Here is a 20,986-nt window from a genome sequence, read left to right on the forward strand (position 1 = left end):
AAAAATAGTAAAATAATGGTGCGGTACACTAAAAAATGTAAGGTAGGGGAGAGCATGAAAGGCTATTCAAAAAAAGTGTTAGTAGGGGTAAGTTTTGTTAGTTTCATGTTAGGGAGTTTTCAAGGGGACGCATTGGCAGAAGGTACAAAGGGAGAGCAAGTTTCATATCGGAATGTGCTCAAAATGGAGCCGATTGGTTTACAATTACCAGTGCAAGAATTAGCTCATTCATCAAAAGTGCTGGAAAATAAGTCTTTTGAGAAAAGGCTACAATTTGCTGATTTGTCACAAAGACCGCCTGAAGTGAAAAAGGAAAGTAAGCAATTAGCTGTAGCGAAAACGTATACAATTGCTGAATTAAATCAATTGAGCAATCAGCAGTTAGTGGACTTACTTGTAACAATTGATTGGGAGCAAATTACTGGGCTATTTCAGTTTAATAAGGATAGTCTTGCATTCTATCAAAATGATAGTAGAATGCAGGCAATTATTGATAAATTGAACCAGCAAGGACAAGCTTATACGAAAGATGATTCAAAAGGGATTGAGACTTTAGTAGAGGTGTTACGATCTGGTTTTTATTTAGGATTTTATCATACAGAATTAAGTAAACTAAATGAGCGAAGCTATCATGATAAATGCTTACCTGCACTAAAAACGATTGCGAATAACCCGAATTTTAAACTCGGTACGTTAGAACAAAATAGAGTTGTCTCATCATATGGAAAATTAATTGGAAATGCTTCAAGTGATGTGGAAACGATCACATCAGCTGCAAAGATTTTTAAACAATATAATGATAATTTTTCTACATTGGTAGATAATCTTTCAGCTGGAAATGCGATTTACGATATTATGCAAGGTGTTGATTACGATATTCAATCGTATTTGTACGATACGAGAAAAGCACCGAAAGATACAATATGGTATCAAAAAATTGATAGCTATATTAATGAATTAAGTCGTTTTGCCTTAATTGGAACGGTGACAGCGAAAAATGGTTGGTTAATTAATAATGGTATTTATTATACAGGTAGACTTGGTACGTTCCATAGTACAGAAACGAAAGGATTACAAGTTGTAACAGATGCCATAAAAATCTATCCGTATTTAAGTGAGCAATATTTCGTAGCTGCTGAGCAAATTGCGACGAATTATGGCGGGAAAGATGCGAATGGTAAAGTGGTTGATCTAGATCAAATAAGAGAAGATGGTAAGAAAAAATATTTACCGAAAACGTATACGTTCGATGATGGAGCAATTGTGTTAAAAGCTGGAGATAAGGTGACTGAGGAAAAAGTAAAACGTCTATATTGGGCGGCAAAAGAAGTGAAGGCACAATTCCATCGTACGGTTGAAAGTGACCAGCCGTTAGAAAAAGGAAATCCTGATGATGTATTAACGATGGTTATTTATAATAGCCCAGCTGAATATCAATTTAACCGTCAATTATACGGGTATGAAACGAATAACGGCGGTCTTTATATAGAAGGAACAGGTACGTTCTTTACTTATGAACGTACGCCAGAAGAAAGCATTTATAGTTTGGAAGAATTGTTCCGACATGAGTTCACGCATTATTTACAAGGTAGATATGAAGTGCCAGGACTTTGGGGACAAGGGAAGATGTATGAGAATGAGAGATTATCTTGGTTTGAAGAAGGAAATGCGGAGTTTTTTGCAGGTGCAACGAGAACAGATAATGTTGTACCGAGAAAGAGTATTATAGGAAGCATATCTTCAAATCCAGCAGAACGTTATACAGCAGAGAGAACGTTAAACGCAAAGTATGGAACGTGGGATTTCTATAATTATTCCTTCGCTTTACAATCGTACATGTACAATAAGAGATATGATATGTTTGACAAAATTCATGATCTTATTAGGAAAAATGATGTAACAGCATATGATGCATACCGCTCTGCTTTAAGTAAAGATGCGAATTTAAATAAAGAGTATCAAGACTATATGCAAATGTTAGTAGATAACCGTGAGAAATATAATGTTCCATTAGTATCAGATGATTATTTAGCGACGCACGCACCGAAACCAGTTTCAGATATTGCAGCAGAAATTACAGCAGAAGCAAAATTAAGTAATGTATCAGTTAAGAAAAACAAATCACAGTTCTTTCATACATTTACACTACAAGGAACATATACAGGTACGACTGCAAAAGGAGAATATGAAGACTGGAAGACAATTACACAAAACGTAAATGATACGTTAAAACGTTTAAGTGCGAAAGAATGGACAGGCTATAAAACAGTAACAGCTTACTTCGTAAATTACCGTGTGAATGCATCAGGACAATTTGAATATGATGTTGTATTCCATGGTATTAATACAGAAGAAGGTGCTGTGAATAAAGCGCCAGTTGCGGTTATAAACGGCCCATATAGCGGAAATGTAAATGCAGCAATTTCGTTTAAAAGCGATGGATCGAAAGATGAAGATGGAAAAATTGTTGCTTATAAATGGGAGTTTGGTGATGGTACTGTAAGTAATGAACAAAATCCGACTCATGTATACACAAAAGAAGGAACATATACGGCAAAATTAACAGTAACAGATGACAAAGGATTAACGAATACTGTTACAACGAATGTAACGGTTCAAAAGAAAGAAGATAATAGTATAGAAAAAGAACCGAATAATTCATTCCAGACAGCAAATAAACTGCAACTCAATCAAGTTTTACGTGCTAGTTTAGGAAATGGTGATACGAGTGATTTCTTTGAAATAAATGTGGAAACGGCGAAAAACCTGCAAATTAATGTAACGAAGGAAAATAATATTGGAGTAAACTGGGTTCTTTATTCGGAAGCAGATTTAAATAATTATGTTACGTATGCCCAGCAAGAAGGAAATAAGTTAGTAGGAAGTTACTACACGTATCCAGGAAAGTATTATTTACATGTGTATCAGTATGGCGGGGGAACAGGGAATTATACGGTAGAAGTGAAATAGTAAAAAGGTCGCCGTAAGTGGCGACCTTTTTGTTGCGTGTTATACAAAAAAATTTACAAAAGCTTGATAGGCACTACCAAGAGAAAATAACGTAGCTACCATATGTGCAGTCCATTTAGGCATATTTAAATTCAATACGACATTATACAAGATTCCATATAAGATACAAATGATTAATATAAATGCAATGAATTGAAGAACTAATAAAAATAGTGGTTGTCCCATTTATTCTCACCTCTTTATTTAATATATTAATATAATAAATTTATAAACGGAAGAATTATTTCTATAAAGTACCAAAAATGCGATATGAAAGGATCATCACCAAAAGATGGGGTTGATAAAATCAACGTTCTGTTTCTAAGCGAATGCGCAAGAAAAGATGGTCATCACTTCTGTAGCCAAACCCACGCCGTTTGATAAGTTTAATCTTATTGTTTGTTCCCTCCATGATTCCATTGGATAAAGGTGACACAATTGTATCGAGCATCGCTTTCTCACGTAATACGAAGCTTTTCACAATTTTCGCAACTGCACCGCAAACATGGAATTGATAGCGTTTTATCCAATCAGCTAATCGTATTTTTGCCTGTTTCGATTGCCTCTTGATTACGATTCGGAACGACAGTTAAAACACGCCCTGTATCTGCATTTGGCACACTTGTTGCATACGTGTGCCCTTTACGAATCGCAAACTCATCTACACAAATTCGAGTAGCTATTTCATCATGGAATTGTTCAGCTGCATACCAATAAAACCAGCGCTCTACCGTGGTGTAAGGCAAGTTATATTCGCAGGCAACATCTGACAAAGCGCGCCCCTTACAACGCTGTACAATTTCACGACGAAATGAGGCTGTTGAAGAGTGAATCCGCTCTAACCCGTAATCAAAAGTAAATGTATAATTGCACTGTGTACAACGTTGACGAGGTACCGCTAATTCAATCCAAAGCACTCCAATTCATGCTAAGCATAAGTTTACCGATAAAATAAAAAACAAAGTCTGTAAATTTATGTAAAATAATGATATAATTTAATTGAATATAAAGAAAAAGGAAACGGATACAGCTTGTGCGTATGCAGTGCATTTTGGTCTAGGTCGCAGTCTTTTAATGTGCTCGAACTACAGGAGGAGTAAGCATATTCCCGATGGATCCATTTCTGCACTTCCATTATTTTGGGAAACCCCTGGTATCCAAGACTACATTTTACCCTTACATTATTTTTTTGATGTAGCTCTTGAAGATAAAAACTATTTAATTTTCAAGGAACAGTTATTAACTTAAAACTTATTATACTAGGAGGGTGTATCATGAAAAAAATATGCTTTGTATTAATTGTCGACGCTGGTATAAATTATGGTTCAATATTTTCTCTACCATTTTTAAGGAATCACGATGATTTGAAGGGGTATTTTTCTGAGTATTATGATGTTTCGATTAATTATATTAGGGATAAAAACTCAGTTGACTATTTGGTAGTTCCCAAACCGTGTCCACCTTTTGATAATGAAAATAATCTTCCAATAATTGAAGTACCAGCAAACTTATTTATGGAAAAGGATTTTGAAAAAATAAAGACTTATATAGACAATTATTTTTCTAATAACTCATAAAGAAAATAAAAGTATAAAAAGAAGTCCGATAAAAAACGAGTGGTGAAGATTCAATGAATAAGGCACAAGCAACATTAGTAAATTACCAGCACCAACTAGATTTAGCTTCTTATTGGGGAGATGGTACCACTTCGTCTTCAGATGGGATGGGCATGCAAATGGAGGTTTCATCTTTACATGCAGACGCAAATCCACAGTACGGAACAGGTAAAGGTGCTACCATTAAAGTCCGATTAGTGAAGGCTAATAATCAGTGGGAGATGAAGAAAACCCCCACTAATTAAAGTTTCACTTTATCGCTTTATGAGTGATCAATTCTCTAGCTTTCATACAAAAGTGATTAATCCGAATGCTAGGGATGCCGTTCATGTCATTGATGGTTTACTACATCACGAAACAGATTTACATATTGAAGAGCATTCTATTGGATTATTACGCCTCTTAGAACATAAATAAAACCCTTGATTTTCTGCTTAGCGTAGATAAATCAAGGGTTTTTCTTTCAAAATCTTTTTACGCGTTATAGCCGAATAATTTTAAATCTTCCCCTGAGTTCGAAATGATCTCTTCGAACTTCAATCCTACTTTTTCTAAAAGCTTTCCTGACTGGATGTTATCAGTAGTAGTAATGGCTACAATTCGTTTCAGACCTAGTTTTTGTACTCCGTATTCGATTACAGCAGAAGCTGACTCGTAGCCATATCCTTTCGAACGGAATTTCTCTAAAAAGGCAAAGCCAATATCAACATCTTCTAATGAATCTCTTTTAATAAGGCCACACATACCGAGCGGAGTGAGATCTTCTTTTCGTTCTACTAAGTAAAGGCCGAAGCCCATTTTATTATACATATCAACGGGTCCGTTTAAGATGTATTTTTTTGCATCTTCTAAGTTTTTAATCCTTTTATCACCGATATACTGAATCCATGCAGGATCGTTTACTAACTCGAGAATAAATGGAGCATCTTTTAGATGAAACCAGCGAAGAACGAGTCGTTCCGTTTCAAGAACTATCACAATCTACTGCACCACCTTTAACATTTATAATCATTAGTATGGATTGTGTAATACAAAATCGCAACATATTTTACAAGAGCCCGGATTGTTCACATAAAGTTCGTTTGTTTTGTATAAAGGGATATTTTATAATTAGAATTGATTGTAAAGAGTGAGATGCTTATACAATGACTCCTAGGTGACTAGGAGTTTTTACTATATAACTATCATTATTACTAAATATGACACACTACACATTCTACCCAAGGAGGTACATAATGAAGAAATTATATAATGCATCGTTTACGTATTTGATTATCGGTTTATTATCAGGGATTTTCGCTAGGGAATATGGAAAGTATAAGGGGATTGTAGGATCTACTTTGTTAAACCTTTTACATACACATACACTTGTACTCGGCTTTTTCTTCTTTTTAATTGCTTTAGGATTAGCAAAAGTATTCGCGTTTCATGAAGCGAAAAGTTTTAATAAGTGGTTTGTTGTACATAATATCGCATTAATATTAATGTTAGGTTCATTGGCAGCAAGAGGGCTTCTTCAGTTAAATGGAGCGGACTTTAAAGGGTTAACTTATATTGTTGGGTTTTCTCATTCGCTGATGGCATTTACTTTAATTTGGTTTATGTTGTTAATAAAGAAGTCATTTAAAATATAGTTTTATAGAAAAGAACTTGCAGTAATTGTTGCAAGTTCTTTTTTTATTCGAAAGTAAGAAATGAATTTCGTATATGTAAAACTTGAATTATTTAATTTTTCGGATTATTATGTATAAAATAGTTAACATATTTTGTAATTCAAATTTATAGAAAGTAGGAGAGTGTAAGATGGAAATAACGGTAGAGCGTTTAGTAAATGAATTAAAGGGTGTACTTCCCGAAGATCGAGTAGTAATCAATACAACAGTAAGAGAGTTACATAGTAAAGATGAATCTTATCATGCTAGTAGTTTACCTGATGTAGTAGTTTTTCCGAAAACGACCGAAGAGGTTAGCACGATAATGAAAATAGCGAGTGAGCACGGGACACCCGTCGTTCCGTTTGGGGTAGGTTCTAGTTTAGAAGGACATGTAATTCCTTATGAAAAAGGAATTACGGTTGATTTTTCATTAATGAACAAAATTCTTGAAATAAGAGAGAAAGATTTTCTGGTGAAAGTACAGCCAGGAGTGACTCGTTCTCAGCTCAATAAAGAATTGAAGAAATACGGATTGTTTTTTAGTGTGGATCCAGGAGCAGATGCAACGTTAGGGGGAATGGCTGCTACAAATGCAAGCGGAACGACAGCGGTTAAGTATGGAGTAATGCGTGATCAAGTTCGTGATTTAGAAGTCGTTCTTGCTGATGGGGAAGTAATACATACTGGGAATTTAGCTGCGAAGTCGTCATCAGGTTACCATTTAAATGGTGTTTTCGTAGGATCAGAAGGTACGCTTGGATGCTTTACAGAGTTAACATTAAAAGTATACGGCATACCAGAGCATGTTATGGCCGCGAGAGCATCGTTTCCAACTATAAATGATGCAGTAGAAGCTGTTATTAACATATTGCAAGCGGGTATTCCGATTGCGAGAATTGAACTCGTTGATGAACTATCTATGAAACAAGTCAATCATTACAGTGAAACAAGTTACAGAGAAGAACCTACATTGTTTTTAGAGTTTCACGGTAATGAAGCAGGGTTAAAGCAAGATGTTGAGTTTACGAAAGAAATTGTTTTTGATCATAAATGTAAAGAAGTTGCTTTTGAAACGGAAACTGCAGCGAGAAATAAATTATGGGATGCACGGCATAACCTAGCATACGCTTACGTTCATAGCTATCCTGGTAAAAAGCTTATGAGTACAGACGTATGTGTACCAATTTCAGAATTGGCTGGGGCAATTCAACATGCGAAAGATACATTAGATAAGGTTGGGCTTGTTGGTGGTATTCTTGGTCATGTAGGAGACGGGAATTTCCACGTGCTCTTAATGGTTGATCCAAACGATAAAGAAGAAGTGGAAAAAGCAGATGAAATAAATGAAAGTATCGTTTTGTATGCTCTTAAACGAGGGGGAACGTGTACAGGAGAACATGGCGTCGGAGTCGGAAAAAGGAAGTATCAAGAAGAAGAACATGGGGCGGCATTATTCGTAATGGAAAAAATAAAGAGAGCTCTTGACCCGCAAAATATTTTGAATCCGAATAAGGTGTTTCAATTAAAGGATAGGGGCTGATTGGGTGAAAGTACTAGAGGCGATAAGTAATATAGCTGGAAAGTATTTTGCATTTTGGGTTATTTGTATTGCAGCTATTGCATATTTTATTCCTGCTCCATTTCTGGGGTTAACTAGTTACATAACGATTTTACTTGGGGTTGTCATGTTTGGGATGGGATTAACATTGAAGGCTGTTGATTTCAAAATCATAGCTACAAAACCATTACCAGTTATTATCGGTGTATGTGCTCAGTTTATTATTATGCCACTTGTCGCATACGTACTAGCCTACGTTATGAATCTGCCAGCCGAATTAGCAGCTGGATTAGTGTTGCTCGGTTCAGTACCGGGTGGCACCGCATCAAATGTTATGGTTTATTTAGCAAAAGGGAACTTAGCGTTGTCTATTGCAATGACGTCATTATCAACGTTACTAGCACCAATTGCTACACCTCTTATTTTATTATTACTTGCAGGGCAATGGATGCCAGTGAATGCTATGTCCATGTTTCTTTCTATCGTACAAGTCATTATCATACCGATTATTTTAGGATTAGTAGTGAAGAAGTTATTCCCTAAAACTGTTACGAAAGGAATGACCGTTATCCCTTTCATATCGGTTGTAGCAATTATCATTATCGTTTCTGCAGTTGTTTCAGCGAATGTAAGTAGCATTACTTCTTCAGGCCTTCTTATCTTTATTGCCGTTATGCTTCATAATGCTTTCGGTTTTTTACTCGGATATATAACAGCATTCATACTTAGACTAGACGAAGGGACAAGAAGAGCTATTTCAATAGAAGTAGGAATGCAAAATTCAGGTTTAGGTGTTGCGCTAGCAACAGCACATTTTGGACCAGCTGCCGCCCTCCCAAGTGTGTTAGCAGCAGTATGGCATAACATTGCAGGACCGATTTTAGCAACCATCTGGTCAAAAAATGCAAAGGATACTTTCAGTGATGAAACTTTATCGGTAAATATAGAAAAATAGGAATGATAAAGAATGCAAAAACGTATTGTACATTTTGAAGGGCTAGTTGTTTTCATAGCTGCGATTTATGCGTATTCATTATATGAATTTAGTTGGATAATATTTTTTCTGTTCCTTTTAGCTCCGGATTTATCAATGTTAGCGTATGGTATAAATAATCATGTTGGGGCTAACATTTATAATTTATTTCACACATATATCATATCGATATTAATTGTTATCATAGGTGCTTATTTTAAGATAGATATAGTTATTATGATTGGTTTAATATGGACCGCACATATTGGAATGGATCGAATGTTTGGATATGGATTGAAATATGAGACGGATTTTAAGGATACTCATATTCAGAGGTTATAGTTGCTTTTGAGGAGAGGGATACTTTGAAACAGAGAATTACTATCGAAGAGTATAACATCAAATGGGAAAGTGAATTTAATAAGTTACAAACTCTCATTAACGATGTAATGGAAGACAGTATTTTATCCATTGAACATGTTGGGAGTACATCTATTAAAGGACTTGCAGCAAAACCAATATTAGATATTGATATCGTAATAGAAGATTATGGTTTTTTTCCTAAAGTAGTAACAAAGCTTGAAGCGATAGGATACTATCATCAGGCAGAATGGAGCTACAAAGGGAGAGAGGCGTTTGGCAGAAAGGACGCTTTCGTTCCGTGGGACGGAGAAAGTACAGATTGGATGGAACATCATTTGTATGTGTGTGATAAAGAAAGTGAAGAGCTAAGAAGACATATAGCGTTTCGGGATTATCTTCGTGAACATGAAGGTGTTGCTGTTGAATATGGACATTTAAAGGAAGAGTTAGCAAGAGAGGCAAAAAGTAGAACGAGCTATAGTGAAGGTAAGACAGCATTTATTACAAATATATTAGAAAAGATAAACTAAGGCGGCATGGAATACATGCTGCCTATTCTTTTGAAATAGAACGCTGCCATTGTAAAAGAAATACAAACTGGCCCTGTTGAATGCTACGATACTTAAATATAATGAGAAATAAAAGATCGGAAAAGAGGGAACTTATGTATATACCAAAATATTTCGCAATACAAGATGAAGAAATGAAGTACGAAATAATGGAACAAAATAGCTTTGCAACGTTATTTTCTCAACATAATGGGGAACCATATGCAACGCATTTACCATTGTTATTAAATAGGGAGACCCTTACTTTACATGGTCACTTCGCACGGCCGAATGAACAGTGGAAAGATATTGGGAATCAGCAAGTACTAGCTATATTTCAAGGACCACATAGTTACATCTCTCCGTCATGGTATGAAACAAACAATGCAGTACCAACATGGAATTACGTTGCAGTGCATGTATATGGTGAATTAGAAATTGTTGAAGATGAACAGGAATTAATAGACTCTCTTCAAGAGTTAGTACATAAGTATGAAGATCCGGAGAGCACCTACTCACTTAATGATGTAGACCCGAATTATATGGGAGGATTAAGTAAGGGAATAGTGGGCTTTAAAATAAAGATAAATAAAATAGAAGGAAAAGCGAAGTTAAGTCAAAATCATTCTGTGGAGAGACGGAATTTAGTTGTGGAGGAACTTGAGAAAGTTGGTAGTGAGGGGAGTAGGGGGATTGCAGGGTTGATGAAAGATTAACGATTAACGATTATATAAAGGATATGTGCGTTTAATTTATATAAATTAAAAATTCGTGCTAATAATTAGCACGAATTTTTGTTATGCTTGTTTAAGCCCGTATGCTGGAGACCATGTATCGCCTTTATTTAAGGCTACATCTTTGGAATTATGACTAAATCCAAAACTCAAAATTAATGTCAATGCTACTGCCGATAGTGCTAAACCAATTTTTTTCATTATTTTAACGCCCCTTTAGCTAATGATTTTTTACGTGCTTGATTGCTTAAATAAAAATATTTACTTGCTTTGAAGTGATTTTCTTCTGCATAAAACTTATTTGCTATTCTTTCTGTATACTCTTCGATGCATTCCCATAACTCTTCTGTTTCGAAATAAGAAACTCCTGCTAAAACTACTTTTTCTATTTCAATTGTATTTGATTCTTTACAAAGCTCGTCTAAGATTTTAAATCGATATTGATATTCTTTAATTTCTAGTTTGTTACAGACGGATAAACCTCTTTCAATAAATTGAGATGCAGATTCTTTTTCACCTAATTTCAAATATTCATCTGCTTGCAGATAAAGAGCTTTAAAATGATTCGGCATACTTTCAGTAACTTTGGATAGATGACGAATTGCTAAAGAAGAAAGATTTTGATTTGCGTACAGTAAACCAATATTATTTCTTGTACGTAAAAGTAATGATTTTTCGCCTTTCTTTTTAAGAATATCGATAGCGGAGTTAAAACTTTCTTCAGCTTGTTCATATTGTCTTAAATCTAGACAAGATAGCCCGAAAACATTGTCACATGCAGCTAAATTAACTTCATATCCTGAGTGTGTAGAGAAAACTTTTTTAGCTTTTTGTATATAGTTGATTGCTAATAATGGGTTGTATATTTGGTAATAAAAAGAGGCGATACGATAATTGAATTCAGCAAGTTCTAATTCTTCAGGTACATATTTTAAAAGTTTTTCAGCTTTCTCGAAGTGATTTTTAGCTTCATTATAGTCTGCAAGAATGGTGCTATGAATGGCTTTAAAGAAGTGATAATAATAAGCAAGACAATTATTTTCGGGTACTGGATAAATATCAATTTTATTAAAAGCATCTTTAGTAATATTTAAACCATCCGTTAAAACTTCATATCTAAAATTAAAAAGTGAATAATACAATAGTAGATTAGTATCTTTTTCAGAACTAGAGATTTTATCCTCAATATCATTTTTAATCTTTGTTGCTTGAATAGTTTGATGTTTCAATATTACTCTATACCAATCATTAAATAATTTCGTAATTTGTTCATTACCTTGTAGTTGAACGTTCATGAAATCCCCTCGCTTTTTGAATATTCTTATAAAATATAGTATCAAAAATAACAATATTTAGAAATACGATTTTTATTTCTCAATATTTGTTTAACAAACTTTTCAGTAAGCCGATTGGAATAGTATTAATTTGTTTTGGAGTAAAGAAAAGGTGTCGGGGGAGGGGGCATTTTAAATTTCTAGTTGAGAGGTGAAAATATAAAAAAGGGTGCGTTCACACAATTTGTATGAACACACCTTTTTACAGATTAAACAATCAAGTCCCACAAAAAGTACGATAAGGGCGATTCGTAGGCGCAGGTGGAAGGCAGTATTCTTCTTGATCTGTAGAATATGCATAAGGATTTGCTAGAGCTTCAAGAAGTTTTTCCATTACGCTATAGTCGCCATTTGTGACAGCGGCTTCTAGTGCTTCTTCTACGCGATGGTTTCTTGGGATGATTGATGGGTTATTATTTTTCATCATTTCGTAGGCATTTTCTTTCGATTCATCTTGTTTTTCTAATCGAGATTGCCACAGTTTGTACCATTCTTTAAATTCAGGGCTATCGAATAGAGGGGTATTTTCTAACGTATTAAGAGTTAATGAACGGAATGTATTTGTGTAATCCGCTTTAAATTTCTCCATCATTTTTAAAAGTTGCTCAATAAGTGATTGATCTTGTTCTTCGTTGCTAAATAGTCCTAATTTCTTTTTCATTCCAAGGAACCACTGGTTTTCATACTGTACGCTAAATTTTGAAATTTCGTCTTGAGCAATCTTTAATGCTTCTTCTTCATCTTCGTGTAGGATTGGTATTAAGGATTCAGCTAGTCGCGCGAGATCCCATGCGGCCATATATGGTTGATTTCCATATGCGTAGCGACCTTGTGTATCAATGGAGCTAAATACAGTTCCTTGGTCGTAATTGTCCATAAATGCACAAGGGCCGTAATCAATCGTTTCACCGCTAATCGTTATATTGTCAGTGTTCATTACGCCGTGAATAAATCCAACAAGTTGCCATTTTGCGATAAGACTTGCTTGTCTTTTAATGACCTCTTGTAGCAATGCAGTATATCGGTTTTCATGATCTTCAATTTCTGGATAATGCCTTTTTATTGTATAGTCAGCTAGTGATTGAAGATCCTCGATAGAACCGCGAGCTGCAGCATATTGAAATGTGCCGACGCGTATATGGCTGCTTGCTACTCTAGTTAAAATAGCTCCAGGTAACTTTGTTTCACGATATGTTGGTTCGCCTGTTGTGACAACTGCTAAACTGCGGGTAGTTGGAATATCAAGTGCATACATTGCTTCGCTAATAATATATTCACGTAGCATTGGACCGAGTGCAGCACGACCATCACCGCGGCGTGAATACGGAGTAGGACCAGAACCTTTCAGTTGAATGTCAAAACGTTTACCTGAAGGAGTCATTTGTTCACCAATTAAAAGAGCACGACCGTCGCCTAACATATTAAAATGTCCGAATTGATGACCGGCATATGCTTGTGCTAATGGACGAGCTCCTTCTGGGAGTGCATTACCAGCGAAAATAGCGATTTCGGCTTCCTTCTTCAATTCTTCAGGATTAAAGCCAAGAGATATCGCAAGTGAATGGTTTAGCTTAACTAACTCCGGTGAACTTACGGGAGTAGGGGGGATTTCTGTATAAAATGATTGTGGTAAAGTCGTATAACTATGGTCTAAATTCCAACCAGCTTCATTATTTTTAGTCATTTTATCTACTCCTTGTTTATTTTTTTTATTATGTATTTGTACGTATGTATTCTTTGTAAAATTAGCTAAAAGTATAATATGATATTTCCCCTTGCAATCTATTGTAAGGACTTCACTGCACTATGTCTATTTAACAGTAAATATAAAAACTCCATTTGAAGAAAATGGAGTCTTTATTATTATTTCATTTTTACAATTATTTTTCCTTTTGCTCTTCCGGCCTCTGAATATTCCATTGCTTTTTGCGCATCTTCAAAAGGGAAAACTCGATCGATTACAGGTTTGATTTTTCCGGCTTCAATATAGTTTGCGATAGTACGTAATTGATCTCCGCTTGGCTTCATAAATAAAAATGAATATTGAGCATTATGCTTTTTTTCAAGTGCAGTAAGTTTTTTACTTGCTAATGAAAATAAGAATGTTTTAAAAAATCCAGAACCAAATTCTTTACCGAAACGAGCGTTTGGCATTCCTGAAACGGAAACAATGTTGCCGCCGCTTTTTATAATATTGAATGATTTTTCAAGTGTTGTACCACCAATGGTATCAAATACTGCATCATAATCTTTTAGTATTTCTTCAAATTTTTCTGTTTTGTAATTAATAATTTGATCTGCTCCAAGAGACTTTACTAAATCGGAACCAGCTTCACTAGCAGTTGTTGTAACGGTAGCGCCCATTATTTTTGCTAACTGAATTGCGAAAGTACCAACACCACCAGATCCAGCGTGAATTAAAATCTTTTGATCTTTTTGTAATTGCATAATGTCATGTAATGCTTGATAGGATGTTAAGCCAACAAGTGGAATTGAAGCAGCTTCTTCAAAACTTAAATTTTTCGGTTTTAAAGCTATGTCATCTTCATGAATGGCTATATACTCCGCAAAAGTACCAATCTTATTTTTTCTTGGACGTGCATATATTTCATCGCCGACTTTAAAACGAGTTACTTTTGAGCCAACCTTTATGATGACACCAGCAAAGTCATTCCCAAGGATTAGGGGCATTTCATATTTAAGTAACACCTTTACTTTTCCATCGCGTATTTTAAAATCAATTGGGTTAATACTAGCTGCATGAATTTCTGCGAGCACTTCATGCTCATTTATTTCAGGAATAGGTACCTCGGCCATACGCATTGGGACTTTTCCGTACTTATCAATTATCATCGCTTTCATTTCTTATACCTCCAAATTTCAATAAAGTGAAACTTTAATCAGTGGGGGGTTCTTCATCCCCCACTGATTATTAGTTGAACCAATCGGACTTTTATGGGCAGTTGATCCCCTATCTAAATTCTTTGCTTTCGCTGAATTCTGAGGTGGGGGTCTTACTGCCCGTTAAAGTGGGATAAAAGTTGTGCAATAGCTTTTCGATATCTAATACAAGATTTTTTAATAAACTTAATTTTGTACGTATATCAATATAATAAAAGTTTTTTGTACCTTCTTTTCGCATTAAAATAATACCGGCTTCTCGTAAAATTCTAAGGTGATGTGATACCGCTGGTCGAGAAAGGTGTGTTTGTTTCGTAATTTCACCTACACGTAATCCTGTTTGACATTCCGTTTCCAGGAGAACTAACAAAATAGCTTGACGTGTTTCATCGCCAATTGCTAATAATACTTTTTGAGAATCAATAAAATCTTTTTTTATAACATTTAATTGTTCTTGTTTATTCATTTCAATTACTTTACCTCCTGCTAATGAGTCGAAAGGTTTAAGATGATGGACCATTACTTCGATACGGTAATGCTACATGATTGTTGTATGAGCTGCAATATTGGGAAAGAAAATCGAGACGAATGAAATTTTATGAGTTGAAAATGGTAGGAGATAGAAAAGGCTTAATAATACGTTGTTTACAGATGAGGATGGTTAAGTCATTGCACAAAAAATTAAGCGGTCGTAACCCTATATAATTTATTGGGTTACGACCGCTTATCATGTTTTTATTATTTTGAAGTGAGTTGTTTCGTTTTACTCTTTCATACATGCATACTTCAAGCAGATTATAGATGTATGAAAAAGTAAAAGTAATTTGGGGCGTAATCTATCTATATGATAATTTAAAATGAAATATAAGTCTATATCTTTGTTGTTTTTTTGATTATATTTATGTCACTGAGCTCAGAACAATGATGTGGAGGATAAGTATATGGAATTGAATTATGTACCAGTTTTAATTGTTGGAGGGGGATTATCAGGATTAGCGTCTGCGTTATTCCTTGCAAAACATAATATTGAATACTTGCTTATTGAAAGGCATCCGTCTACTGCCATTCATCCGAAAGCAGGTGGAATCACTTTTCGTACGATGGAGTTATTTCGAGAATTAGGTTTAGAACAAAGAATTAGATCAGCGGGTAAAACATTAGAAAATTGCCGAGGAAGAATAGCTGTTCATACAATAGCTGAGGCGAATCAGGAAGAATTCGCACAATTGAGGGTGACTCAGTATGGAAACGATGAAAAATTACTTCGAAAAGTAAAAGAGATTAGTCCATCAAAACAAACTGCTTGTTATCAAATTACTTTAGAAGAGATGATGTTACAAGAAGCGAGAACATTAGGCGGAGAATTATCTTTTTATCATGAATTGGTTTCTTATGAACAAAATGAGCAAGGAGTAATCGCAACGATTCGAAATCGTGAAACGGAAAAAGAGAGCGTTGTTCATTGTGACTACGTAATTGCAGCGGATGGAGCGAAAAGTAAAATACGTGAGCAGCTAGGGATTAGTACCGAGGGCCGTGGAACAATTGGTGGTTATTATATGAATATTTATTTTGAAGCGGATTTAAGTGAATTTATACAAGGAGATGCATTTGGTTTTACTATGGTACTTCATCCTGAAGTTCTTGGTGCGCTTATTCCAGTTGATAACGAAAGAAGATGGATTTACCATGTATCCTACGATCCATTAAAAGGAGAGCAACCAGAAGATTTCACTATAGAACGTTGTAAACAAATTATTCAAACCGCAATAGGAAGTACAAATGTTGAGTCAGAAATAGTAAGTGTTTTACCGTGGGAAGCGACTGAAAGTACTGCTACAAAATTTCAAGATAATCGCATTTTTTTAGTTGGTGATTCTGCACATATTATGCCGCCAACAGGAGGGTTTGGTTCCAATACAGGAATACAAGACGCACACAATCTAGCCTGGAAATTAGCGGCTGTTATAAAAGGAAAGGCAAAACCAAAATTGTTAGAAACATATCATGAAGAGAGATATCCTGTTGCAAAATTAACGACAGATTATGCGAGTAGTTTACTGTTTCGTGCTGCGAATAGAGAAGAAGGTATTTTAAATAATATGGACGGTTTAGCTGTTACAGTTGGATATCAGTATTGTTCAGAAGCGATTATAGATGACTCAGTCACTCCACATAGAATGGATAGCGTAGAGTTGAACGGGAGACCTGGAACGCGAGCGCCACACTTTTGGGGGATGTATAAAGGGAAAGAAGCTTCTATATTAGACTTATTTGGTAACAATTTTGTATTACTTACTGGAGTAGACAATAGCTCTTGGGCTGAAGCTGTATTTGATGTTTCATCTAAATTAGGAATAAATATTAAACTGTATCGAGTAGGTGGAAGTGGAGACTTTATTGCTCAAGAAAATGTTTTTCGTGAATTATATAGGATAGAGAATGGAGGAGCTGTATTAATTAGACCAGATGGCTTTATAGGAAGGCGTTTGGCAAAAGCAGTGGTAAATCCAGATGTAATGCTGGAAGAGGTAATGGGTAATTTATTATGTGATTTTTAAGTAACTACGGAAGTATTGTCTTATATAGGACGATACTTCTATTTTTTTAGCTTACAAAATAAAGATTGTGTAGTGAAGAGACATTACTATTATAAAAATATATGTAAATTAATTCCCTTTATTTTTTGTTGTTAGAATTTTTTAAGTTTTTAGTTATAAGTGTTGGTAATTACTAGATTGAATCATTTTTTTATTGTATTATATTTCCTAGAGGTTACAGACTACATTACCTTTAGCCGAAGTAAAGCAAATAAATGATGTAAAAAGACATGTTTTATCACCAAAAGAATTTTTTAAAGGTTCATTGAAATTAAAAACAAATGCTTTAGGTTATGCAGCTGTAGGATGGGATGTAATTAATGATACAAAGGAAAATATTGAAAATAAAGCGTCAAAAACTAAGCTAGCTGGTGATATTATTGGTGATGCAGCAATTGGGGTTGGTTCTACTGCTGCTAGTGCATTAACTGGTGCTGCAATAGGTACAGTAATTGGGGGACCAATTGGAACTGTAGTTGGGGCCGGAATTGGCTTTGGTGTTTTTATCGGGATAAGTTGGTTAACAGATGGAATCAAATTTAACAAAGGTGATTGGAATCATGATGGCAAACAGGATTCGGTAAAAGATAGAGTTAAATCAGGAATTGGAAATGTATTAGATAAAATTTTTAAATTTTTATGGGGTGTATAATGGACAAATATAATGGCAACAGCATAGATGATTGTATGCGGATATTAATACCATTTGATATAAGAAATATTGTAGGGGCCTTTGTGTGGGTTATCATGAATTTTATGCTACTCATCATTTTATTCATATTTCCACCGTACAATATATACTCTTACGTAGCTTTACCATTTTATGTGATATGTAATCTATGGGGAATTTGGGTTTCTATTCATAAGCCTCGGCAGCCTCAATTGCAACATTTATTATATTCTGGATTTGTTGCGTTAAGTATTTCATTTTGTAGTTTTATAGCTGTGCAAAAGTTAGCTTACGAATTCGTAGAAATAGAATCTCCTTTATTTTTTATTCTATCGCTTATTGCATATAGTTTAATTGTTTATAAATCTGAATTATTCTGGATTAAATATTTTACAGCTCGCTTAAGGGGGATCACTGATCAAGATGTGAAAATCTCTAAAATTGTATATTTTTCGGGTTTAGGTTATATGATTGGTCAAGTTAGTATTGGAATTTTGAGCCAAAAAGCTATGGCGATTGTGCTAATCGTTATTTTTTCATTTATTTCAGTTGTTTTCCTAGCGCTAAGTACACATTTGTATTTTTACTTTGATTTCAAAAAACAAGGTATTACTTCGCGACATTTAAAAGAATTATATTTTCAAAAGAAGCCTAAACTGTCAAGGAAGGAAAGGAGACAATCCGTGGCTGCTTTGGGACATGTAAATATACCACATTCTCAAAAGAAACCTAAACTTGCAAGAAAGGATATACGAAATTAAGAATTTGTAATTAAGTAAAGCCTAGATTTACGTAAATATCATGTCAAATGACAATAGAATTTTATCTTGTATGAATTGAAATTAAAGAAGTTAGATAGGAATCGGGCTGTTCGGAAAAATTCGATGTGTTCAAATACTAATTAGTATAAGATAGATATATAACTTATACTGATTAAAGCTTTACCGTACTGAAAAAATAATATTCACAAATATTAATAGGTTTGGTATGATTAATTTCGACAAGTTAATCGAGGCCGGAGATATTTGAGATAAGCCATAAATTTATTTAAGGATACAGAAGTGTCCTCTAAATAATTTATGGCTTTTTTTATTGATGAAATGTAATCAATAGGAAGTTACATGTGAATAGGGGGATATGGAAAATAAATAGTATAGTAATAACATAGGGGAATTATATTTGTAAGATTGGAATTTTAATATAAACTTATAAAAATGATGAAAGTATATCTTCTATTTCGTGTAAATCTCATTAACTTGTTGAAATTTGTAACGTAGGAAGGGTTAGAAGGATGAGAAAAATTATTAGCGTTTTAGTTATCTTCTTTATGACGGGAAGTATCTTTGCTGGGGGAGCTGTTCATGCGAAAGCAGAAGGAAAGCATGAGTGGAATAAGAATAAGTTTTTAAATATTGCACATCGCGGAGCAAGTGGACATGCACCTGAGCATACTTTTGCTTCTTATGATTTAGTGAAAAAAATGAAAGCGGATTATTTGGAGTTAGATATTCAATTAACTAAGGACGGCCAGTTGATTGCAATGCATGATACGGCAGTTGATCGCACGACAAATGGTACAGGTGAAGTACGAGATAAAACATTAAGTGAAATAAAGAGTTTAGATGCAGGATCGTGGTTCAATAAAGCGTATCCAGAAAAGGCTAAGCAAGAGTACGTTGGTCAAAAAGTTCCGACTCTTGAAGAAATTTTCCAAAAGTACGGAAGAAGCATGAAGTATTACATTGAAACAAAATCACCAGATGTGTATCCAGGAATGGAAGAGAAATTATTAGCTTTATTAGAAAAATATAATTTAATAGGTCAAAACATGTCTTCTAGCCGTGTGATGATTCAATCATTTAGTAAAGATAGTTTAACAAAGATTCATAGTATGAATGAAAATATTCCGTTAGTTCAACTGCTTTGGTATTATCCAAATGAAAACAATGAGATTGTTGAATGGTCTGCTATTACACATGAACCGAAACATGTAACGAATGAAGATTTTCAAGAAATTAAAAAGTATGCAGTTGGTATTGGACCAAACTTACGTAATGATAACGGAGAATTAATTATTGATGAGTCATATATGAAAATAGCTAGAAATAATGGACTGCTAATTCATCCTTATACAATTAATGAGAAACCAGATATGAGATTGTTAATAAAATGGGGTGCTACAGGAATGTTTACAAATTATCCTGATCGATTACATAGTGTGTTAAAAGAAAAATAAATAGGAGAAAAGGTATACCGACATTTTGGTATACCTTTTTTTATTATGCTAGATTATAGTAATAGGATACATATTCTTCTAAACCTTCAACCTCATTTTCAGGTGGCTCAATGCCGCCCTTTCTACCGTAGCAAACATTTCTCAAGTATTCTCCAAAAATCATAGAGCGACTTTTTTCATTTTCCATCCAATTATATCTATTAATGATAAACTCACCATCGAAACTTGTATCAAATGTATATGGGATACAAGTAATAGTTTTAGGTAAATGTTTTTTTAATACTCGATATTGCCGACCAGCGCCTAAACTTTTGCAAACAAATAGTAGCTGATTAATCTTTGTAAAATCAAAAATCTTTTTCGCTTCCATTACATTAGCGATAGAATGGAGGGAGTTTTTCTCGAATAGGATAGCATCTTTTGGTACGCCATGTTCAAGTAATTTATTTACAATTACTTCTGCATCTGACAAATCCCCGTAATTCCAGCTCGGATGTTTCATGCCATGTAAACTAGTACCACCTGTAACGATAATTTTATTTCCTAAACCTTGTCGATAAGCTTCTAGAGGAGCTTGCCAATTGCCAGGGTGTGAACCGCCGAAAACGAATATTGCATCACATTTTTGTGGTGTTATTTCTTTTAGAAAAGTGATTTCTGTAATTTGATCGATTTGTTTTTTCGTAAGAGTAGGGACATCAGGATATTTAGGTATTACCATTTGAAAACCTCCTATATAATAAAATGACAAATTCATTATATAGCGATTTTAATAAGTAGAAAAAGGGA

21 protein-coding genes and 2 pseudogenes are annotated in these 20,986 nt (G+C 34.5%); 13 read left to right on the top strand and 10 right to left on the bottom strand.

Going from position 1 to position 20,986, the window contains the following annotated elements; all coding sequences use genetic code 11:
* Window positions 1-54 precede the first annotated feature (54 nt).
* On the top strand, window positions 55-2,970 hold the full coding sequence (gene colA, locus QCI47_RS10260; protein WP_309422870.1) for a collagenase ColA: 2,916 nt from the start codon (window positions 55-57) through the stop codon (window positions 2,968-2,970).
* A 39-nt stretch (window positions 2,971-3,009) separates the two neighbouring features.
* Here colA and QCI47_RS10265 read toward each other — a convergent pair whose 3' ends face one another.
* The 3 genes from QCI47_RS10265 to QCI47_RS10275 form a co-directional block, all read right to left on the bottom strand.
* Complete coding sequence (locus QCI47_RS10265) at window positions 3,010-3,195, bottom strand: hypothetical protein (RefSeq protein ID WP_049113234.1); 186 nt, start codon at window positions 3,193-3,195, stop codon at window positions 3,010-3,012.
* Window positions 3,196-3,316: 121 nt separating this feature from the next.
* Entirely contained in the window at window positions 3,317-3,598 is a 282-nt protein-coding gene (locus QCI47_RS10270; RefSeq protein ID WP_080494061.1) for a transposase, read from the bottom strand.
* Window positions 3,540-3,926 (bottom strand): transposase, encoded by a 387-nt coding sequence (locus tag QCI47_RS10275; protein WP_161490997.1) that lies wholly within the window; start codon window positions 3,924-3,926, stop codon window positions 3,540-3,542. The genes QCI47_RS10270 and QCI47_RS10275 overlap by 59 nt, the downstream gene beginning before the upstream one ends.
* Before the next feature lie 357 nt (window positions 3,927-4,283).
* On the opposite strand from QCI47_RS10275, the gene QCI47_RS10280 reads away from it, so the two are divergent.
* Window positions 4,284-4,586, top strand: a complete 303-nt coding sequence (locus QCI47_RS10280; RefSeq protein WP_000717603.1) for a hypothetical protein — start codon at window positions 4,284-4,286, stop codon at window positions 4,584-4,586.
* A 44-nt stretch (window positions 4,587-4,630) separates the two neighbouring features.
* Window positions 4,631-5,006, top strand: a pseudogene (locus QCI47_RS10285) (Tn3 family transposase); the annotation flags it as partial.
* 93 nt (window positions 5,007-5,099) lie between these two features.
* Here QCI47_RS10285 and QCI47_RS10290 read toward each other — a convergent pair.
* Window positions 5,100-5,603, bottom strand: coding sequence for a GNAT family N-acetyltransferase (locus QCI47_RS10290; protein ID WP_000636234.1), 504 nt, complete (start codon window positions 5,601-5,603; stop codon window positions 5,100-5,102).
* 257 nt (window positions 5,604-5,860) lie between these two features.
* On the opposite strand from QCI47_RS10290, the gene QCI47_RS10295 reads away from it, so the two are divergent.
* The 6 genes from QCI47_RS10295 (at window position 5,861) to QCI47_RS10320 (ending at window position 10,438) form a co-directional block, all read left to right on the top strand.
* Window positions 5,861-6,259, top strand: coding sequence for a DUF2871 family protein (locus tag QCI47_RS10295; protein ID WP_000737903.1), 399 nt, complete (start codon window positions 5,861-5,863; stop codon window positions 6,257-6,259).
* 169 nt (window positions 6,260-6,428) lie between these two features.
* Complete coding sequence (locus QCI47_RS10300; protein ID WP_061131703.1) at window positions 6,429-7,820, top strand: FAD-binding oxidoreductase; 1,392 nt, start codon at window positions 6,429-6,431, stop codon at window positions 7,818-7,820.
* Window positions 7,821-7,824: 4 nt separating this feature from the next.
* Window positions 7,825-8,793: a bile acid:sodium symporter family protein gene (locus tag QCI47_RS10305; protein ID WP_071741758.1), complete on the top strand. Its 969-nt coding sequence runs from the start codon at window positions 7,825-7,827 to the stop codon at window positions 8,791-8,793.
* A 12-nt stretch (window positions 8,794-8,805) separates the two neighbouring features.
* The gene (locus tag QCI47_RS10310; protein WP_001172036.1) at window positions 8,806-9,153 is read left to right on the top strand and encodes a DUF4260 domain-containing protein; all 348 of its coding nucleotides are present in this window, start codon (window positions 8,806-8,808) and stop codon (window positions 9,151-9,153) included.
* Between the two features lie 23 nt (window positions 9,154-9,176).
* The gene (locus QCI47_RS10315) at window positions 9,177-9,704 is read left to right on the top strand and encodes a GrpB family protein (RefSeq protein ID WP_074540696.1); all 528 of its coding nucleotides are present in this window, start codon (window positions 9,177-9,179) and stop codon (window positions 9,702-9,704) included.
* A gap of 134 nt (window positions 9,705-9,838) precedes the next feature.
* Window positions 9,839-10,438: an FMN-binding negative transcriptional regulator gene (locus QCI47_RS10320; protein WP_076868357.1), complete on the top strand. Its 600-nt coding sequence runs from the start codon at window positions 9,839-9,841 to the stop codon at window positions 10,436-10,438.
* A gap of 81 nt (window positions 10,439-10,519) precedes the next feature.
* On the opposite strand, the gene QCI47_RS10325 is transcribed toward QCI47_RS10320, so the two are convergent.
* From QCI47_RS10325 to QCI47_RS10345, 5 genes are all read right to left on the bottom strand, one after another.
* Window positions 10,520-10,657 carry a Phr family secreted Rap phosphatase inhibitor gene (locus QCI47_RS10325; RefSeq protein ID WP_071741755.1) on the bottom strand — a complete coding sequence of 46 codons (138 nt, stop codon included), beginning with the start codon at window positions 10,655-10,657 and terminating at the stop codon, window positions 10,520-10,522.
* Window positions 10,657-11,751, bottom strand: a complete 1,095-nt coding sequence (locus QCI47_RS10330; RefSeq protein WP_353811771.1) for a response regulator aspartate phosphatase — start codon at window positions 11,749-11,751, stop codon at window positions 10,657-10,659. The genes QCI47_RS10325 and QCI47_RS10330 overlap by 1 nt, the downstream gene beginning before the upstream one ends.
* A 256-nt stretch (window positions 11,752-12,007) precedes the next feature.
* Window positions 12,008-13,474, bottom strand: a complete 1,467-nt coding sequence (locus QCI47_RS10335) for a protein adenylyltransferase SelO (RefSeq protein WP_000164891.1) — start codon at window positions 13,472-13,474, stop codon at window positions 12,008-12,010.
* A 179-nt stretch (window positions 13,475-13,653) separates the two neighbouring features.
* On the bottom strand, window positions 13,654-14,652 hold the full coding sequence (locus QCI47_RS10340) for an NADP-dependent oxidoreductase (protein WP_000646405.1): 999 nt from the start codon (window positions 14,650-14,652) through the stop codon (window positions 13,654-13,656).
* Between the two features lie 109 nt (window positions 14,653-14,761).
* A complete protein-coding gene (locus tag QCI47_RS10345) occupies window positions 14,762-15,157 on the bottom strand; it encodes an ArsR/SmtB family transcription factor (protein WP_309422869.1) in 396 nt (131 codons plus the stop codon).
* A gap of 475 nt (window positions 15,158-15,632) precedes the next feature.
* On the opposite strand from QCI47_RS10345, the gene QCI47_RS10350 reads away from it, so the two are divergent.
* From QCI47_RS10350 to QCI47_RS10365, 4 genes and pseudogenes are all read left to right on the top strand, one after another.
* On the top strand, window positions 15,633-17,252 hold the full coding sequence (locus tag QCI47_RS10350) for an FAD-dependent oxidoreductase (RefSeq protein WP_353811772.1): 1,620 nt from the start codon (window positions 15,633-15,635) through the stop codon (window positions 17,250-17,252).
* Window positions 17,253-17,469: 217 nt separating this feature from the next.
* Window positions 17,470-17,943, top strand: a pseudogene (locus QCI47_RS10355) (WXG100 family type VII secretion target); the annotation flags it as partial.
* Window positions 17,931-18,722, top strand: coding sequence for a hypothetical protein (locus QCI47_RS10360; RefSeq protein ID WP_050541425.1), 792 nt, complete (start codon window positions 17,931-17,933; stop codon window positions 18,720-18,722). The pseudogene QCI47_RS10355 and the gene QCI47_RS10360, both read left to right, overlap by 13 nt.
* A 530-nt stretch (window positions 18,723-19,252) precedes the next feature.
* Window positions 19,253-20,197 carry a glycerophosphodiester phosphodiesterase gene (locus QCI47_RS10365; protein ID WP_074543562.1) on the top strand — a complete coding sequence of 315 codons (945 nt, stop codon included), beginning with the start codon at window positions 19,253-19,255 and terminating at the stop codon, window positions 20,195-20,197.
* A 43-nt stretch (window positions 20,198-20,240) separates the two neighbouring features.
* Here the strand turns inward: QCI47_RS10365 and QCI47_RS10370 are convergent, their stop codons facing one another.
* Window positions 20,241-20,918 (bottom strand): YdcF family protein, encoded by a 678-nt coding sequence (locus tag QCI47_RS10370; protein ID WP_061131711.1) that lies wholly within the window; start codon window positions 20,916-20,918, stop codon window positions 20,241-20,243.
* Window positions 20,919-20,986: the final 68 nt, after the last annotated feature.

The organism is Bacillus cereus group sp. RP29 (genome assembly GCF_040459765.1).
Taxonomy (GTDB): domain Bacteria; phylum Bacillota; class Bacilli; order Bacillales; family Bacillaceae_G; genus Bacillus_A; species Bacillus_A paranthracis.